This window comes from Actinokineospora fastidiosa, assembly GCF_014648415.1.
Taxonomy (GTDB): domain Bacteria; phylum Actinomycetota; class Actinomycetes; order Mycobacteriales; family Pseudonocardiaceae; genus Actinokineospora; species Actinokineospora fastidiosa.
Genome location: NZ_BMRB01000002.1, coordinates 1717165 through 1733409, shown reverse-complemented (window position 1 = coordinate 1733409; position 16245 = coordinate 1717165). Strand labels below are relative to the sequence as shown.

Below are 16245 nucleotides of genomic sequence, written 5' to 3'. Positions count from 1 at the left end.
TGGAGGACGCGATGACCGCCGAACTGCTCGACCTGACCCCCTACGGCGGGGTCGTGGCGGACGCCGCCTGGCGCGACGAGGTGCGCAGGCTCGCCGACGAGCGCGACGCGGTGCTGCTCGCGCACAACTACCAGCTGCCGGAGATCCAGGACATCGCCGACCACACCGGCGACTCGCTGGCGCTCTCGCGCATCGCCGCGAACTCGTCGGCGTCGACGATCGTCTTCTGCGGCGTGCACTTCATGGCCGAGACCGCGAAGATCCTGAGCCCGGACAAGACCGTCCTGATCCCGGACGCGCGCGCGGGCTGCTCCCTCGCCGACTCCATCACCGCCGACGAGCTGCGCGCCTGGAAGGCCGAGCACCCCGGCGCGGTCGTCGTGTCCTACGTGAACACGACCGCCGAGGTGAAGGCCGAGACCGACATCTGCTGCACGTCGTCGAACGCGGTGGACGTCGTCGCGTCGATCCCCGCCGACCGCGAGGTGCTGTTCCTGCCCGACCAGTTCCTCGGCGCGCACGTCAAGCGGGTCACCGGCCGGGAGAACCTGCACATCTGGGCGGGCGAGTGCCACGTGCACGCGGGCATCAACGGCCCCGAGCTGGCCGAGCGCGCCGCCGCCAACCCCGACGCCGACCTCTACATCCACCCCGAGTGCGGCTGCGCGACCTCCGCGCTGTACCTGGCAGGCGAGGGCATCGTGCCCAGCGAGCAGGTCAAGATCCTGTCCACCGGGGACATGGTGGGCCAGGCCAAGGCGAGCAAGGCCAAGACCGTGCTCGTGGCCACCGAGGTCGGCATGCTGCACCAGCTGCGCAAGGCCGCCCCGGGCGTGGACTTCCAGGCGGTCAACGACCGCGCGTCCTGCCGGTACATGAAGATGATCACCCCGGCCGCCGTGCTGCGCGCGCTGCGGGAGAACGCCGACGAGGTGCACGTCGACCCCGAGACCGCGCGCAAGGCCAGGGGCGCGGTGCAGCGGATGATCGAGATCGGCACCCCCGGCGGCGGCGAGTGACCGCCCGCTGGGCCGCCCGCGCCGACCTCGTCGTGGTCGGCACCGGCGTCGCCGGGCTGACGGCGGCGCTGCGCGCGCGGGAGCTGGGCCTGCGGGTCCTGGTCGTCACCAAGGCCGAGGCCGAGGACGGCAACACGCGGTACGCCCAGGGCGGCGTGGCCGTCGTCCTGCCGGGCGAGCACGACCCGGGCGACTCGGTGGAGCGGCACATCGCCGACACGCTCACCGCGGGCGCGGGCCTGTGCGACGAGGACGCCGTGCGCGCGATCGTGGCCGACGGCCCGGACGCGGTGTCGCGGCTGATGTACCTGGGCGCGGTGTTCGACAGCGGCCCGGACGGGCGGCTGGCGCGCACCCGCGAGGGCGGGCACAGCGCGTTCCGCGTCGTGCACGCGGGCGGGGACGCCACGGGCGCTGAGGTCGAGCGCGCGCTGCTCGCGGCGACGCGGGACGGGCGCGTTCCCGTGCTGGAGGGACATGTCGCCGTCGACGCCGTGCGGACGGCGTCGGGGGCGGTGGCCGGGCTGCTGGTGCTGGACGGCTCCGGCGTGCCGGGCGTGCTGGGGGCGCAGGCGGTGCTGCTGGCGACGGGGGGACTGGGGCAGCTGTACCAGGCGACGTCGAACCCGGAGGTCGCCACGGGGGACGGCGTCGCGCTCGCGCTGCGGGCGGGGGCGCCGGTGGCCGACATCGAGTTCGTGCAGTTCCACCCGACGGTGCTCTACACCGGAGCAGGCGCGCGGGGGCGCTGCCCGCTGGTGACGGAGGCCGTGCGCGGCGAGGGCGCCGTGCTGGTCGACGCGTTGGGGAACCGGGTGATGGCGGGCGTGCACCCGCTGGCCGACCTCGCGCCGCGCGACGTCGTCGCCGCGGCGATCACCCGGCACACGGCGTCCGCCCCGGGGGGTGTGGACGACCACGTGTTCCTCGACGCGACCGGCATCGACTCCTTCCCGGCGCGGTTCCCGACGGTGCACGCCGCGTGCGTCGCCGAGGGGATCGACCCGGCGGTGTCGCCGATCCCGGTCGCGCCCGCCGCGCACTTCGCCTGCGGCGGTGTCGTGGCCACTGTGGACGGACGCACCCCGGTGGCCGGGCTCTACGCCGCGGGCGAGGTGGCCAGCACCGGCCTGCACGGGGCGAACCGCTTGGCGTCCAACAGCCTGCTGGAGGGGCTGGTCGTCGGCAGGCGGGCGGCCGAGGCGGTCGCCGCCGACCTCGCCGCAGGCCTGCTCGCCCGGCCCGCGACGGACGCCGCGCTGCCGGTCGCCCCGGTCGCCGCCCGGGACTCCCTGCAGCGGGTCATGAGCCGCTACGCCGCGATCGGCCGCGACGCCGAGGGCCTCGCCGTCGTCGGCTCGGTGCTCGATGTGTCCTCTGTGGACCGCGAGCTGACCACGAGGGAGCTCGTCGAGGACGCGGCGCTGACGCTGGTGGCCCGCGCGCTCATCGCCTCGGCGTCGGCGCGCACCGAGTCCCGCGGCTGCCACGTCCGCACCGACTTCCCGGCGCGCGATGAGCTCGCCCGGCGGCTGTTCATCCGCACCACCCCGTCCGGCCAGCCGGTCCTGGCGTGGCCGCTGTCCCTGCGAGGTGCCGCATGACCCTCGACCGCGCCGACATGGAGCGCGTCATCGCCACGGCGCTGGAGGAGGACCTGCGCTACGGGCCCGACGCCACCACGGAGGCCACCGTCCCCGCCGACGCGGTCGCCGTGGCCGAGATGACGCCCCGCAAGCCGGGCGTGCTGGCGGGTGTCCCGGTCGCCATCGCGGTGTTCGAGCGCGTGGTGCCCGACCTGACCGTTCTGTCCTCTGTGGAGGACGGCACGCCTGCCGTGCCCGGCCAGCCCGCCCTGGTCGTCCGCGGTAGCACGCGGGCCCTGCTGACCGCCGAGCGGACGGCGCTGAACCTGGTCTGCCACCTGTCCGGCATCGCCACGGCCACCGCGGCCTGGGTGGCGGCCCTGGCGGGCACCGGCGCGGCGGTCCGCGACTCCCGCAAGACGCTGCCCGGCCTGCGCCTGCTGGAGAAGTACGCCGTCCGATGCGGCGGCGGCGTCAACCACCGCCTCGGCCTCGGCGACGCGGTCCTGATCAAGGACAACCACGTCGTCGCGGCGGGCTCGGTCGCCAAGGCCCTGGCGGCGGCCCGGGCCCACGCCCCCGACCTGCCGTGCGAGGTGGAGGTCGACAGCCTCGACCAGTTGGACGAGGCCCTGGCCGAGCGCGCGGAGTTGGTCCTGCTGGACAACTTCACCCCGGCGCAGTGCGCCGAGGCGGTCCGCAGGGCGCGCGGCACGGGCACCCGCCTGGAAGCCTCCGGCGGCCTGACCCTCGACGTGGCCAGGTCCTACGCCGAGACCGGCGTCGACTACCTGTCCGTCGGCGCGCTCACGCACTCGTCCCCGGCGTTGGACCTCGGCCTCGACCTCCGGTGAGTCCCGTTGTTGACCGGCTGATCTACACGCGCGTATAAACTCGGGAGTAGCCAAGCGACGTGGAGGTCGGCCGGTGAGTGTGCTGGGGTTGCCCGCGGGTCCACGTCTGCCGCGCGTCGTGCAGACCGCGTTGTTCATGCGGTCCCGGCACCGGGTCGCGCCGCGCTGGCGGGCGAAGTACGGGCCCGTGTTCACGCTGCGGCTCGCGCTGGGGCGGACGGTCGTGGTGCTGACCCGGCCTGAGGACATCCGCGCGGTGTTCGCGGGCGCGCCTGCGGTGTTCCACGCGGGGGAGGGCAACGACATCCTCGCGCCCGTCATGGGCGAGAACTCGCTGCTGATCCTCGACGAGGACGCGCATCTGCGCTCCCGCAAGCGGTTGATGCCCGCGTTCAACGGGGCAGCGCTGCGCGGCTACTCCGAGATGATGGGCAGGCTGGCCGCCGACGCGGCGGAGCGGCTGCCGGTGGGGCGCGCGTTCGCCATCCACGGGCCGATGAACCGGGTGACGCTGGAGATCATCCTGCGGGTCGTGTTCGGGATGGCCGACGGCGAGCGGCTGGCGCGGCTGCGCCCGCGGATCGCCAAGGTCACCGACGTCGGGCCGATCCAGATCTTCGGGTGGACCTACCCCCGGCTGCAGCGCGTGCCGCCGTGGCGCACGATGCAGGACAACCTCGCCGCCGCCGACGCGCTGCTGTACGCCGAGATCGCCGAGCGGCGGGGCCAGGAGTTGGCGGACCGGGAGGACGTCCTGTCGCGGCTGCTGTCCGCGGACCCCGACACCCCCGACGCGCAGCTGCGCGACGACATGATGACCCTGCTGCTCGCAGGCCACGAGACCACCGCGACCGCGCTGGCCTGGGCGTTCCACGAACTCGCCCGCCACGAGGACGTCCAGGCCCGGGCCCGGCGCGCCGCCGACGACGGGGACGAGGAGTACCTGCAGGCCGTGGCGAAGGAGGCCATGCGCCTGCGCCCGGTGATCTACAGCGTCGCCCGCAAGCTGACCGAGCCCACCGAGGTCGCCGGACGGCTGCTCCCGGCGGGCACGATCGTCACCCCCAGCATCGGCCTGGTGCAGGCCGACCCCGACCACCACGACACCCCCGCCGACTTCCGCCCGGAACGCTTCATCGGCGCCTCCCCGGAATCCGGCACCTGGATCCCCTTCGGCGGCGGCGTCCGCCGCTGCATCGGCGCAGGCTTCTCGCTCCAGGAGGCGGCCGCCGTTCTCCGCGAGGTCCTGACGCGCTACACCATCACCCCCGGCGGCCCCCGCGAGGACGCCCGCTCCCGCAACATCACCCTGGTCCCGGAGCGAGGCGCCCGGGTGATCCTGACCCGCCGCTGAACCGCCCGACCGGCAGGGGCCGCCGCGGCACTGAGCGGCGCGTGCATGAGGTGGCCTGCCGCACGCCGGGCGCCTGTGAGTGGGGGGCGCTGGTTCCGCGCCGAGTCGCCCCCGGCTGCGCGTGATTGCCCGGCGCTGAGCGCCCGCACTCCGGAGTGCGGCGCTACAGGCGTCGGTTGGCCAGGACCGGGATGGTCTCCCGCACCCTCTCCACCACCCCCGGATCGATGTCCACCACGACCAGTTCCGGGTCCGCCCCCGCGTGGGCCACGACCGCGCCGGTCGGCCCGGCGACCGTGCTGTGGCCGATGCCGGTGGGCGCCGGGCCCTCGATCCCGGCGAACGCCTGCCCGCACGCCAGCACCCACGACGTCGAGTCGAGGGCGCGGGCGCGGCACAGCAGGTCCCACTGCTCCAGCTTCCCCTCACCGGCCCCCCACGACGCGCCGACGATCATGGCTGTCGCGCCCTTCGCCGCGAGGGCCCGGAACAGTTCGGGGAAGCGGATGTCGTAGCAGGTCGCCAAGCCGAACACGACGTCGTCGACGGTGAAGGTGGTCGGCTCCGAACCGGGGGCGACGGTCTTCGACTCGGTGAAGCCGAAGGCGTCGAAGAGGTGGATCTTGTCGTACCCGAAGTGCTGGCCCCGGCCGGTCACCAGCAGGGTGTTGCGCACCCGCCCCGACGGGTCCGGGGTGAACATCCCGGCCACGACGACCACGCCGTGCTCGTCGGCGACCGCCCGCACCGCCGTCGCCCACGGGCCGTCGACCGGCTCGGCGACCGGGCCGAGCGGCACCCCGAACCGGCACTGGGTGGCCTCCGGGAACACCACGACGGCCGCCCCGCCCGCCGCGGCGCGGGCGGTCCAGTCCCGGACCAGCGCCAGGTTGGCCGCCGGGTCATCGCCGCTGCTGATCTGGCACAGCGCAACGCGCACAGTCGCTCCCTATAGATTCGGTCCCGTGCTCTCCAGGCTGTCAATTGTGCTCGCCGTCCTCCTGCTCGCGGCGTGCACGGGCGATCCGCCGCCCCCCGCGTCCGGCGACCCGGACGGAACGTCGCTGGTGATCGCCGTCGGCACGGCCCCCGAGACGCTCGACCCGCAGGCCGGGTACGCCCCCTACGGCGCGGCCCAGATCTACGACGGCCTCATCGAGCTCAGCCCCACCGGAGCGCGCCCGGCGCTGGCCGCCGCCCCGCCCGTGCCCTCGGCCGACGGGCTCACCTGGACCGTCCGGCTGCGCACCGACGTCTCCTTCCACGACGGCACCGGCCTGGACGCCACCGACGTCGCCGCCAGCTACCAGCCGCTCGTCGGCGAGGGCCGGTTCTGGATGGTCGAGCGGGTCAAGCCGGTCAACGCCACCACCGTCCAGTTCGCGTTGAGCAGGCCGTACCCGGACCTGCCCTCGGTGCTCACCCTCGGCATCGAGCCCAGCGAGTCCGCGGGCACCGACCGCACCGTCGGCACCGGCCCCTACCGCGTCTCCCTGTGGGACCCGGGCAAGCGCCTGGTGCTGACCGCCAACCCCGGCTACTTCGGCGACCGGCCCGCCATCACCGAGGTCACCGTCGAGTTCGTGCCCGACCCGGCCGAGCGCGCCGCGCGCCTGCGCGACGGGACGGTCGACGGCGCGCCGCTGCCCGCCGCCCTGGCCGCCGAGTTCGACGGTGCCGACGGCATGACCACCCACACCCACCGCGCCGCCGACCTGCGCGCGATCACCCTGCCCTCGGGCAACGCGGTGACCGGCGACCCCGCCGTCCGGCTGGCCCTCAACCTCGCCGTCGACCGGCAGGCCGTGCTCGACACCGTCCTCGCGGGCGTCGGCGTGCCGACCTCGCTGCCGGTGCCGGACGTGCAGGCCGAGTTCGCCGAGCCCGCGGCCGCGTTCGCCTTCGAGCCCGCGACCGCGGCGACCGTGCTCACCTCAGCCGACTGGATCGCGGGCGACGACGGTGTCCGCGTGCGCAAGGGCGTGCGCGCGTCGTTCGTCGTCGGCTACCCGGAGGGCGACGCGGAGGCCGAGCAGCTGGTCACCGCATTCGCCCAGGCCGCGGCCCAGGTCGGCATCGAGGTGACCCCGCGCGCCGGGGGCGAGAACGGCGCCCAGTACCGGGCCGTCGGCAACCCGGTCGACCCCGAGGCGGCCCTGCGCGGCCTGCTCTACGCCGCGGGCGGCTCCACCGCGGCCGCGCTGGACCAGGCCCGCGCCGCCACCGACCCGGTCCAGGCCGCCGTCGCGCTGCACGCCGCGCAGCGGGCCAACCGGACCAGCCCCGCCGCCGTCGTCCTCGTCCAGGCCAACCACGCCTACGTGCACCGCGACGCATGGGCAGGCCACGCGGCGGTCACCGACGCCCCCGTCACCGACCACACGTGGGGCGCGTGGTGGAACCTTGCTGACTGGACGCCGCGCTGATGGTTGGCTGACGGCATGGTCTTCGATCTCGCCGCCGTCCGCGCCGACACCCCCGGCTGCCTCGACCAGGTCTTCCTCGACAGCGCGGGCTCCTCGCTGCCGCCTCGGCCGGTGCTGGACGCCGTCATCGGACACCTGCGCAGGGAGGCCGAGATCGGCGGCTACCGCGCGGGCGACGACGCCGACCTCGACCAGGGCTACCCGCTGTTCGCCGAGCTGCTGGGCTGCGAGCCCGACGAGGTCGCCTTCACCGACGGCGCCACCCGGTCGTGGCTGACCGCCTTCGCCGGGCTCGACCTCGGGCCCGACGACCGCGTGCTGGTCACCGAGGTCGAGTACGGCGGCACCGCGATCCCGCTGCTCAACGCGGGCGCGCGCATCGAGGTCGTGCCGTCGACGCCCGACGGCGAGGTCGACGTCGACGCGCTGCGCGGGATGCTCGACGAGCGGGTCAAGCTGGTCTCCCTGGTGCACGTGCCCACCAACGGCGGCCTGGTGAACCCCGTCCGCGAGGTCGTGGCCGCCGCGCACGAGGTCGGGGCGCTGGTGTTCCTCGACGCCTGCCAGTCGGTCGGCCAGGTGCCGGTGTCGGCGGCCGAGACCGGGGTCGACGTCATCACCGGCGCCGGGCGCAAGTGGCTGCGCGGCCCGCGCGGGACCGGGTTCCTCGTGGTGCGCGCCGCCGCCCGCGACCGGCTGCGGCCGAGGCTGCCCGACCTGCACGGCGGCGAGTGGACCGACACCGACCAGATCAAGCTCCGCGAGGACGCCCGCGTCTTCGAGCTGTGGGAGAACTCCGTCGCGAACCGGCTCGGCCTCTACGCCGCCGCCCGCTACCTGCTGGACCTCGGCGTCGACGTGGTCGCCGCCGAGGTGGCCGCCCGCGCAGAGCGGCTGCGGGCCGGGCTCGCCGAACTGCCCGGCGTCACCGTCCACGACCTGGGCAAACAGCGCTGCGGCATCGTCACGTTCAGCAAGGTGGGCACTGCCGCCGACGAGCTGCGCGACCGGCTGCGGCAGGCGGGCGTGACGGTCACGGTGAGCAGGCGCTCCTCCACCCGGTTCGACATGACCCGGCGCGGGCTGGAGAGCATGGTCCGCGCCTCGCCGCACTACTTCGTCAGCGACGAGCAGATCGATCGGGCGGTGGAGCTGGTTGGGACGGTGTGAGCTGCGCCTACCGGTCCGCAGGCGCGCGGGCGGCGCGCACTACGCTGGGGGCCTGGCTGAAAGGACACCATGCTCACCCGAATCGACTTGCGCTCCGCCGTCCCCACGCCCGCCGAGCTGCGCACGACGCTGCCCCGGGCCCAGGTCGACGTGGACGCCGTGCTGCATCACGTGCGGCCGATCGTCGACGCGGTGCGCGAGCGCGGGGCCGACGCGGCGCTGGAGTACACCGAGCGGTTCGACGGGGTGCGCCCGGCCGCCGTGCGGGTGCCCGCCGCCGAGCTGGACCGGGCGCTGGCCGAGCTGGACCCGGCAGTGCGGGCGGCGCTGGAGGAGTCGATCGAGCGCGCCCGCCGCGTGCACGCCGACCAGCGGCGCACCGACACCACGACCCGGGTCGTGCCCGGCGGGACCGTGACGGAGAAGTGGGTGCCGGTGGCCAGGGTCGGGCTGTACGTGCCCGGCGGGCTGGCGGTGTACCCGTCCAGCGTGGTCATGAACGTCGTGCCCGCGCAGACCGCGGGCGTCGAGTCGCTGGTCGTGTGCTCGCCCGCGCAGGCGGAGTTCGGCGGCCTGCCGCACCCGGCGATCATGGCCGCCGCCGCGCTGCTGGGCGTCACCGAGGTGTGGGCGGTCGGCGGGGCGCACGGCGTCGCGCTGCTCGCCTACGGCGGCACGGACACCGACGGCGCCGCGCTGGACCCGGTCGACATGGTCACCGGCCCGGGCAACATCTACGTGACCGCGGCCAAGCGCCTGCTGCGCGGGCTGATCGGGATCGACTCCGAGGCCGGGCCGACCGAGATCGCGGTGCTCGCCGACGCGGGCGCCGACCCGGCGCACGTGGCCACCGACCTGATCAGCCAGGCCGAGCACGACCCGCTGGCGGCGAGCGTGCTCGTCACCGACTCCGTCGAGCTGGCCGACGCCGTCGACGCCGAGCTGGCCGTGCGGGTCAAGGCGACCAAGCACAGCGAGCGCATCGCGACCGCGCTGTCGGGCCCGCAGTCGGGCTGCGTGCTCGTGTCCTCTGTGGACGACGGGCTCCGGGTGGTGGACGCCTACGCCGCCGAACACCTGGAGATCCAGACCGCCGACGCTGCGGCGGTGGCGGCCAGGGTGCGCAACGCGGGCGCGGTCTTCGTCGGACCGTGGTCGCCGGTGTCGCTGGGCGACTACTGCGCCGGGTCCAACCACGTGCTGCCGACCGGCGGCTGCGCGCGGCACTCCTCCGGGCTGTCGGTGCAGACGTTCCTGCGCGGCATCCACGTCGTGGAGTACACCGAGGACGCGCTGCGCGCCGTCGCCGGGCACGTCGTCGCGCTGGCCACCGCAGAGGACCTGCCCGCGCACGGCGAGGCCGTCACCGCCCGCTTCGAGGACCGCTCGTGAGCGCCCCGGGGGCCGGGGTCCGGCTGGACGACCTGCCGCTGCGCGAAGACCTGCGCGGCCGCAGCCCGTACGGGGCGCCGCAGCTGGACGTGCCCGTGCGGCTCAACACGAACGAGAACCCGTTCCCGCCGCCGCCCGGCCTGGTCGCCGAGATCGTCGCGGCCGTCGGGGAGATCGCCGGGACGCTGAACCGCTACCCCGACCGCGACGCCGTCGCGCTGCGCACCGACCTCGCCGAGTACCTGTCCGACGCGACCGGCGTGCGGCTGTCGGTGGCGAACCTGTGGGCGGCCAACGGGTCCAACGAGATCCTGCAGCAGATCCTGCAGGCCTTCGGCGGTCCCGGGCGCACGGCGATGGGGTTCGAGCCGTCGTACTCGATGCACCCGATCATCGCCTCCGGCACGCGCACCGAGTGGGTCCCCGCGCCCCGGCGCGCGGACTTCTCCCTCGACGCCGCCGCCGCGGCCGAGGCGATCGCCGAGCGCGCGCCCGACGTGGTGTTCGTGACCAGCCCGAACAACCCGACCGGGCAGTCGATCCCGCTGTCGGACCTGCGTGCGCTGATCGCGGCCGCGCCGGGCGTGGTGGTGGTCGACGAGGCGTACGCGGAGTTCTCCTCGCGGGAGAGCGCCGTGCGGCTCATCGACGAGTTCCCCGCGCGGGTGATCGTCAGCCGGACGATGAGCAAGGCGTTCGCGTTCGCGGGCGGTCGGCTCGGCTACCTCGCCGCGGCCCCGGCCGTGGTGGACGCGCTGCTTCTGGTGCGCCTGCCGTACCACCTGTCGTCGCTGACCCAGGCGGGCGCGCGGGCTGCCCTGCGGCACGCGAAGGAGACCCTGGCGTCGGTGCGGCTGCTGTCGTCCGAGCGCGACCGGGTCGCCGCGGCGCTGTCCGGGCTGGGCGCGTCCGTGGTGCCCAGCGACGCCAACTTCATCCTGTTCGGACCGTTCGCGGACCGGGCGGCCGCCTGGCAGTCCTATTTGGACGCTGGCGTGCTGGTCCGCGACGTCGGCATCGACGGCCACCTGCGCGTCACCATCGGCACCCCGGCCGAGAACGACGCGTTCCTGGCCGCCAGCAAGGAGATCATCCCATGACCAACCGCACGGCCAGGGTGGAGCGGGCGACCAAGGAGTCCTCCGTCGTCGTCGAGATCGACCTCGACGGCTCCGGCAAGGTCGAGATCGCCACCGGCGTCCCGTTCTACGACCACATGCTCACCGCCTTCGGCGCGCACGGCGCCTTCGACCTCACCGTCCAGGCGACCGGCGACACCCACATCGACGCCCACCACACCGTCGAGGACGTCGCCATCGTCCTGGGCCAGGCCCTCCGCGCGGCGCTGGGCGACAAGACGGGCATCCGCCGCTTCGGCGACGCCTGGATCCCGATGGACGAGACCCTGGCCCACGCCGCGGTCGACGTCTCGGGCCGCCCGTACTGCGTCCACACCGGAGAGCCGGACGTGATGATCGGCTTCACCGTCGGCGGCAACTACCCGACAGTCCTCAACCGACACGTCTTCGAGTCCATCGCCTTCCACGCCCAGATCGCCCTCCACCTCCGCGTCCTCCACGGCCGCGACCCGCACCACATCACGGAAGCGGAGTACAAGGCCTTCGCCAGGGCCCTCCGCGCCGCCGCCGAACCCGACCCCCGCATCGGCGGCATCCCGTCGACCAAGGGCGTCCTCTGATGTCCGCCCTGGTCAGCATCGGCCTGGTAGCCCTCGCAGGCATCCTGGTCGGCGGCGCGTACACGATGTGGAAGACGACGAAGGCGGCAGCGGTCGTCCTGGGCGTACTGGCCCTGTTGGCGGCGGGCGGCGCGGTGGCCTGGTACCTGTCCCTGTGAAGTTCCGCGGCTCGACGGCGAGCGCAGCGGGCGTCGATCCCTGCGGGGGGAGTGAGTGTCCCGTCCTCTTGGTCCAGACCCAGCAGTGAACCTGCGGGTCCTCAAGAAGTCCCGAGCCGCGCCCAAGGTGGGCGACGTGTTCGTCCTGTCGCCCCTAGAGGGCGTCTACTACTACGGCCGGGTCGTGAAGCTGGACGCCCAATGGGGCGCGGGGTCGGAACACCCGGCGATCATGGTCTACGTCTACGCCCTGCGGTCAACCGACAAGCGAATGCCGTCGCGCGCGGAGCTCTCGCCGCCGACGTTGTTGATCCCGCCTGAGATCGTCAACCGGCTCGGGTGGTCGCGCGGCTACTTCGAGACCATAGGCACCCTCGCGCTTCACCCGGAGGAGACGCTGGACGTCCACTGCTTCCTCGATCCGGTGACTCAGCGGTACGTGGATGAGCACTTCAGCCCGCTGGACGCGCGCACAGAGCCATGCGGCCTCGCCGGGCTGGGCAACTACAACACCGTCGACGAGAAGGTGTCAGCGGCGTTGGGGCTGCCGTCCGACACCCGGGGCTAGCCGATCCCGCCCTCCGACGAGGCCTTCAGCCGGGGCGCGCCCGGGCCATATGCCGCCAGGCGGTCCTCCGTGTTGATCAGCGTGCACGACTTCAGCGACAGGCAGCCGCAGCCGATGCAGTCGGTGAGGTTGTCGCGGAGGCGTTGGAGGGCGTCGATGCGGGTGTCGATCTCGGCCTGCCAGGACTTCGACAGGCGGGCCCAGTCGGCCTTCGTCGGGGTGCGGCCGTCGGGGAGGGTGGCCAGGGCGTCGCGGATCTCCTCGAGGGAGAGGCCGACGCGTTGGGCGGTGCGGATGAAGGCGAGGCGGCGGAGGACGGCGCGGGGGTAGCGGCGCTGGTTGCCCGCGCTGCGGTGGGCGGTGATGAGGCCGCGCTCCTCGTAGAACCGCAGGGCCGTGTGCGGGATGCCGCTGCGGTCGGCTACCTCGCCGATGGTGAGCTGCTCGGGCAGAGTCGGTGACACGCGGCCCAGGCTAGGCGAAGGTTCGACTTTGGTCGAAGTAGATCGCGGGTTTCCGATTCCGCGTAACCGCTGAGGCGATCACGGCGATTGTGCCAGTATCTGGCCCACCTGACGTGGGGATGAGGAGAGTTCCATGACCCAGCCGTACGGCCAACAGCCCGGCGACCAGCAGTATCCGCAGGCCCCGGGCTACCCGACGACGCCACCAGGCGGCGTGCCGCCCTACGGCTCGATGCCCGCCGCGCCGCCCGAGCACGCCCCGCCGACCCGGCCGGGCACGATCATGACGGCCGCCGTGCTCGGTTACGTGCAGGCCGGTATCACGCTGATCACCTCGATCATCCTGATCGCGGGCCTCGGCGCGGCCTCCGACGCCGACGGGGGCGTCGTTCTCGGCGTTCTCGTCGTCCTCGCCCAGCTCGCGGGCTGCGTGCTGCTGATCCTCGGCGGCGTGAAGCTCGCGGGCGGCGTCACCCGCACCCCGTACCTCATCGGGGCCGGGCTGGAGCTGGCGATCTGCCTGTACTACCTGATCAGCATCCTCGCCGTGGACGACGGGGGCTTCGAGTTCGTCGAGGACATGAAGGCGCTGGCGACGATCTTCCCGCTGTTCTTCGCGATCATGCCCGCCATCGGCCTGGCGATGGCGCTCGGCGGCTCCGGCGCGCAGTGGCTCGCGTCCCGGAACCGGCCGCGCTACTGAAGGTAGGCGGGCGGGACGTGGTCGGCGAGCCAGACCCCGTTCTCGCTCACGTACAGCGGTAGGCCATCGGCGTGCATCGAGCCCGCCGCGACCGTCAGGACCACCGGACGGCCGTGGCGGGCGCCGACGCGGGTGGCCGTTTCCACGTCCGGGGACAGGTGGACGTGGGTGCGGCCCATCGGCCGCAGTCCGTCGGCCCTGATCGAGTCCAGGGACGACGCCACCGTGCCGTGGTAGAGCACGTCCGGCGGGACCGCCGGGGTGAGCCCGAGGTCGACCGGCAGCGAGTGGCCCTGGCTGGCCCGGATCAGCGCGCCGCTCGGGTCGTACGCGAAGCGCGACTTGTTGTTGCGGGCCACGACCTCGTCCAGCCCCGCCCGGGACAGCCGCAGCGCCGCGAGGACCTCGGCGACCGGCACCCAGCCCGCGCCGTCCATGGTGAGCCCTCGGGGATCGTGGCGCAGCAGCCTCGACAGCCGCTTCGAGTGCCGGATCATGGTCTTCTCGTCCATAGCGACCCCAGTAGAGCACCCCGGGGCAAGCGAATAGCGGGGGCGGATCGGGTCCGCCCCCGCCACCGCGCTACCTACACGGGTTGCCGGACGGCGTCTCCGGCTTCCCCTCCACGTTGGCCTTCGCCTCGCCGACCACGACGTCGGTCAGCAGGGTGTCGAGGGCCAAGGCGCGCTGGGTGATCGTGCCGCCGGAGACCGTCTGGCTGTTCAGGCTCAGCGTGCCGATCACCAGCGGGATGGTCAGCGGCGCGCTGCCCACGGTCACCGCGACGCCGTTGATCTTCAGGCTGGCGATCTGCGAGGAGCCGGTGAACTCCGGCCGCAGCCCGTCCGGTCCGTCCACGCAGGTCGCCGCCGCCCGGGCCTCGATGACGCCGACCTCGATGGTCACCAGCAGCGAGGCGATCCGGGTGTACTCGACCCTGGCGAACCCGGTCGAGGCGTCGCCCGCCGCGGGCGGGACCAGCGGGTCGTCCGGGGTCTGCGTCGTCGTGGCGGTCAGCGCGTTCGCCCGGACGTTGAGGATGCCCGCGTTCAGGTTCACGTTGGCCACCTGCTCGTGGTCGTCGACGCACGGCACGTCCGGCGGGTTCGCCCGCGCGACGACGATCCCGGCCAGGTTGAGCGCCGTCGCCTGGCAGGAGAACACGCCCGAGCGCTCGCGCGTGCGGATCCGCAGGTCCGACAGCACCGGGCTGTCGCCTGCGGAGTTCGCCCGCAGGGTCGCCCGGACCTCGATGTAGCGGCCGGTCGCGGTGAACTGGACGTCGTTGCCCACCGCGGTGAACGGCTGCGCGGCCAGGTCGGCCTCGCTGTTCGCCGTGCGGACCTCGACGGTGATCGACGTCCCCGGGGGCACGCTGCCCTGCGGCTCGGTGTTCCAGGTGACGGTGCCCCACAGCTGGTTCGCGTACCCGCCGTCCTGCACCACCGACCAGGTGCCGACCGGCGCGGTGACCTCGCCGAGGACCGAGCCGGTCATGTCCGAGTAGTTGTACGGCCCCGCGCCCGCGCCCAGGTCGACCGTGAGGTCCACCGCGCCGACCGGGAAGCCGCCGCCGCCGATCGGGCCCGCCGCCGGATCGATGCGCTGGGCGTTGTCGGTGTAGATGTTGGTGACCCACACCTTGCCGTTGCTGTCGACCGCCACGCCGGTCGGCCCGCTGCCGCCGGGCAGCGCCACGTTGCCCACGAAGGTGCCGTCGGTGCGCAGGTGCCCGACGGTGGTGCCGCCGTTGAGCGAGTGCGCGACCCACACGTTGCCGTCGCCGTCGACGGCCACGCCCTGGGCGCCGGAGAAGCCGTGCTGGAACGCGCCGAGGACGGTGCCGTCCGGCGCGAGCTTCGCGACGCGGTTGCCCGCCACGTTGGTGTGCCAGATCTCGCCGGTGTTCGGGTCGAGGCCGAGGCCGTAGTCGCCGTGCGAGGTGTCGAGGCACGCGCCCGTGCCGGTGCCGGTCTCGTACCGCAGCAGGTTGGCGCCGTAGCGCGCCGACCACAGGGTGCCTGCCGGGTCGATCAGGCCGCCGTAGCCGCCGCAGCCCAGGGAGAACAGGGTGCCGGGGATGACGTCGCCGGTCTCGCCGTCGAGCTTCTCGTGCTGCGTGTCCGACCCGCCAGTCCACAGGTCGTTCTGCGCGTCGACCGCGACGGTGCGCGTGTTGTTCCCCGCCACGCGCGTGTAGTTGATGAGGCATTCGTCAGCGGCGGTCTCGACGCCGCCGTCGTTGTCCACCCCGCCCGCGTTGGTCCACGGCCGGATGTCGCCGAGGCCGCGGCTGGTGGCGATCAGGCCGTCGAGGTCGCGGTCGACGCAGGTGTTGTAGGAGAAGGGCCCGGCGAGGTAGTCGCCGTTCGGGTCGGGCGTCCCGGCGCCGTCCACGCGGGTGCCGCCGACGATGACGCCGACCCGGGTCACCGAGCCGCGGCCGCCCTCGGCCTCGTTGCGGTTGGACAGCCAGGTGTTGCCCAGTCTGTCCACTGTGGTCCGGGAGGGGTTGCGGCCCCGGCCGTCGGGCGCGGAGAGCCACTCGCCGACGATCTCGCCGGTGTCGACGTCGATGCGGACCATCGTGCCGCGCGCGGAGGCGGCGACGTTGACGTACGGGAAGAAGGTGGTGGTCCGGTCGAGCTGGAGCTGGTCGTTGTTGGGGGCGTCGTGGTTGACGTCCTGCAGGACACCCTGGTCGAAGTCCTCGTCGAGGGTGTAGAGCACGTCCGTGCCGGGCACGGGCGCCGCGGCCGCCGGGATGGCGATCAGCGGGAGCGCCATCGCCGTGCACGCCAACGCCGCGATACCGCGTCTTCGATGTTTCCGCACACGCATTTTGCCGTCCT

16 protein-coding genes are annotated in these 16245 nt (G+C 73.8%); 12 read left to right on the top strand and 4 right to left on the bottom strand.

Annotated elements, in window-relative coordinates; all coding sequences use genetic code 11:
- The first annotated feature begins 11 nt into the window (after positions 1-11).
- From nadA to IEY98_RS17875, 4 genes are all read left to right on the top strand, one after another.
- On the top strand, positions 12-1019 hold the full coding sequence (gene nadA / locus IEY98_RS17890) for a quinolinate synthase NadA (protein WP_229786993.1): 1008 nt from the start codon (positions 12-14) through the stop codon (positions 1017-1019).
- Positions 1016-2623: an L-aspartate oxidase gene (locus IEY98_RS17885; RefSeq protein ID WP_189211544.1), complete on the top strand. Its 1608-nt coding sequence runs from the start codon at positions 1016-1018 to the stop codon at positions 2621-2623. Before nadA ends, IEY98_RS17885 begins: the two co-directional genes overlap by 4 nt.
- Entirely contained in the window at positions 2620-3459 is an 840-nt protein-coding gene (nadC, locus tag IEY98_RS17880) for a carboxylating nicotinate-nucleotide diphosphorylase (RefSeq protein ID WP_189211543.1), read from the top strand. Before IEY98_RS17885 ends, nadC begins: the two co-directional genes overlap by 4 nt.
- A gap of 73 nt (positions 3460-3532) precedes the next feature.
- Positions 3533-4813, top strand: coding sequence for a cytochrome P450 (locus IEY98_RS17875; RefSeq protein ID WP_229786992.1), 1281 nt, complete (start codon positions 3533-3535; stop codon positions 4811-4813).
- A 163-nt stretch (positions 4814-4976) separates the two neighbouring features.
- Here the strand turns inward: IEY98_RS17875 and IEY98_RS17870 are convergent, their stop codons facing one another.
- The gene (locus IEY98_RS17870; protein ID WP_189211542.1) at positions 4977-5753 is read right to left on the bottom strand and encodes a carbon-nitrogen hydrolase family protein; all 777 of its coding nucleotides are present in this window, start codon (positions 5751-5753) and stop codon (positions 4977-4979) included.
- Between the two features lie 25 nt (positions 5754-5778).
- Here IEY98_RS17870 and IEY98_RS17865 point away from each other — a divergent pair, with 25 nt between their 5' ends.
- The 7 genes from IEY98_RS17865 (at position 5779) to IEY98_RS17835 (ending at position 12226) form a co-directional block, all read left to right on the top strand.
- Positions 5779-7239 (top strand): ABC transporter substrate-binding protein, encoded by a 1461-nt coding sequence (locus IEY98_RS17865; protein ID WP_189211541.1) that lies wholly within the window; start codon positions 5779-5781, stop codon positions 7237-7239.
- A gap of 15 nt (positions 7240-7254) precedes the next feature.
- Entirely contained in the window at positions 7255-8409 is a 1155-nt protein-coding gene (locus IEY98_RS17860; protein WP_189211540.1) for an aminotransferase class V-fold PLP-dependent enzyme, read from the top strand.
- 69 nt (positions 8410-8478) lie between these two features.
- Positions 8479-9801, top strand: coding sequence for a histidinol dehydrogenase (hisD, locus tag IEY98_RS17855; RefSeq protein ID WP_189211539.1), 1323 nt, complete (start codon positions 8479-8481; stop codon positions 9799-9801).
- Positions 9798-10901, top strand: a complete 1104-nt coding sequence (locus tag IEY98_RS17850) for a histidinol-phosphate transaminase (RefSeq protein WP_189211538.1) — start codon at positions 9798-9800, stop codon at positions 10899-10901. The genes hisD and IEY98_RS17850 overlap by 4 nt, the downstream gene beginning before the upstream one ends.
- Entirely contained in the window at positions 10898-11500 is a 603-nt protein-coding gene (hisB, locus tag IEY98_RS17845; protein ID WP_189211537.1) for an imidazoleglycerol-phosphate dehydratase HisB, read from the top strand. The genes IEY98_RS17850 and hisB overlap by 4 nt, the downstream gene beginning before the upstream one ends.
- A complete protein-coding gene (locus IEY98_RS17840; protein WP_189211536.1) occupies positions 11500-11658 on the top strand; it encodes a CG2302 family histidine operon protein in 159 nt (52 codons plus the stop codon). The genes hisB and IEY98_RS17840 overlap by 1 nt, the downstream gene beginning before the upstream one ends.
- Before the next feature lie 85 nt (positions 11659-11743).
- A complete protein-coding gene (locus IEY98_RS17835; protein ID WP_189211535.1) occupies positions 11744-12226 on the top strand; it encodes an immunity 26/phosphotriesterase HocA family protein in 483 nt (160 codons plus the stop codon).
- On the opposite strand, the gene soxR is transcribed toward IEY98_RS17835, so the two are convergent.
- The gene (gene soxR, locus IEY98_RS17830; RefSeq protein WP_189211534.1) at positions 12223-12690 is read right to left on the bottom strand and encodes a redox-sensitive transcriptional activator SoxR; all 468 of its coding nucleotides are present in this window, start codon (positions 12688-12690) and stop codon (positions 12223-12225) included. The genes IEY98_RS17835 and soxR overlap by 4 nt on opposite strands.
- Positions 12691-12823: 133 nt before the next feature.
- Here soxR and IEY98_RS17825 point away from each other — a divergent pair, with 133 nt between their 5' ends.
- Positions 12824-13393 (top strand): hypothetical protein, encoded by a 570-nt coding sequence (locus IEY98_RS17825; protein ID WP_189211533.1) that lies wholly within the window; start codon positions 12824-12826, stop codon positions 13391-13393.
- On the opposite strand, the gene IEY98_RS17820 is transcribed toward IEY98_RS17825, so the two are convergent.
- Both IEY98_RS17820 and IEY98_RS17815 read right to left on the bottom strand, forming a co-directional pair.
- Positions 13387-13905: an RNA 2'-phosphotransferase gene (locus IEY98_RS17820; protein ID WP_189211532.1), complete on the bottom strand. Its 519-nt coding sequence runs from the start codon at positions 13903-13905 to the stop codon at positions 13387-13389. The genes IEY98_RS17825 and IEY98_RS17820 overlap by 7 nt on opposite strands.
- A 70-nt stretch (positions 13906-13975) precedes the next feature.
- Positions 13976-16180 carry an NHL repeat-containing protein gene (locus IEY98_RS17815; RefSeq protein WP_189211531.1) on the bottom strand — a complete coding sequence of 735 codons (2205 nt, stop codon included), beginning with the start codon at positions 16178-16180 and terminating at the stop codon, positions 13976-13978.
- Positions 16181-16245 lie beyond the last annotated feature (65 nt).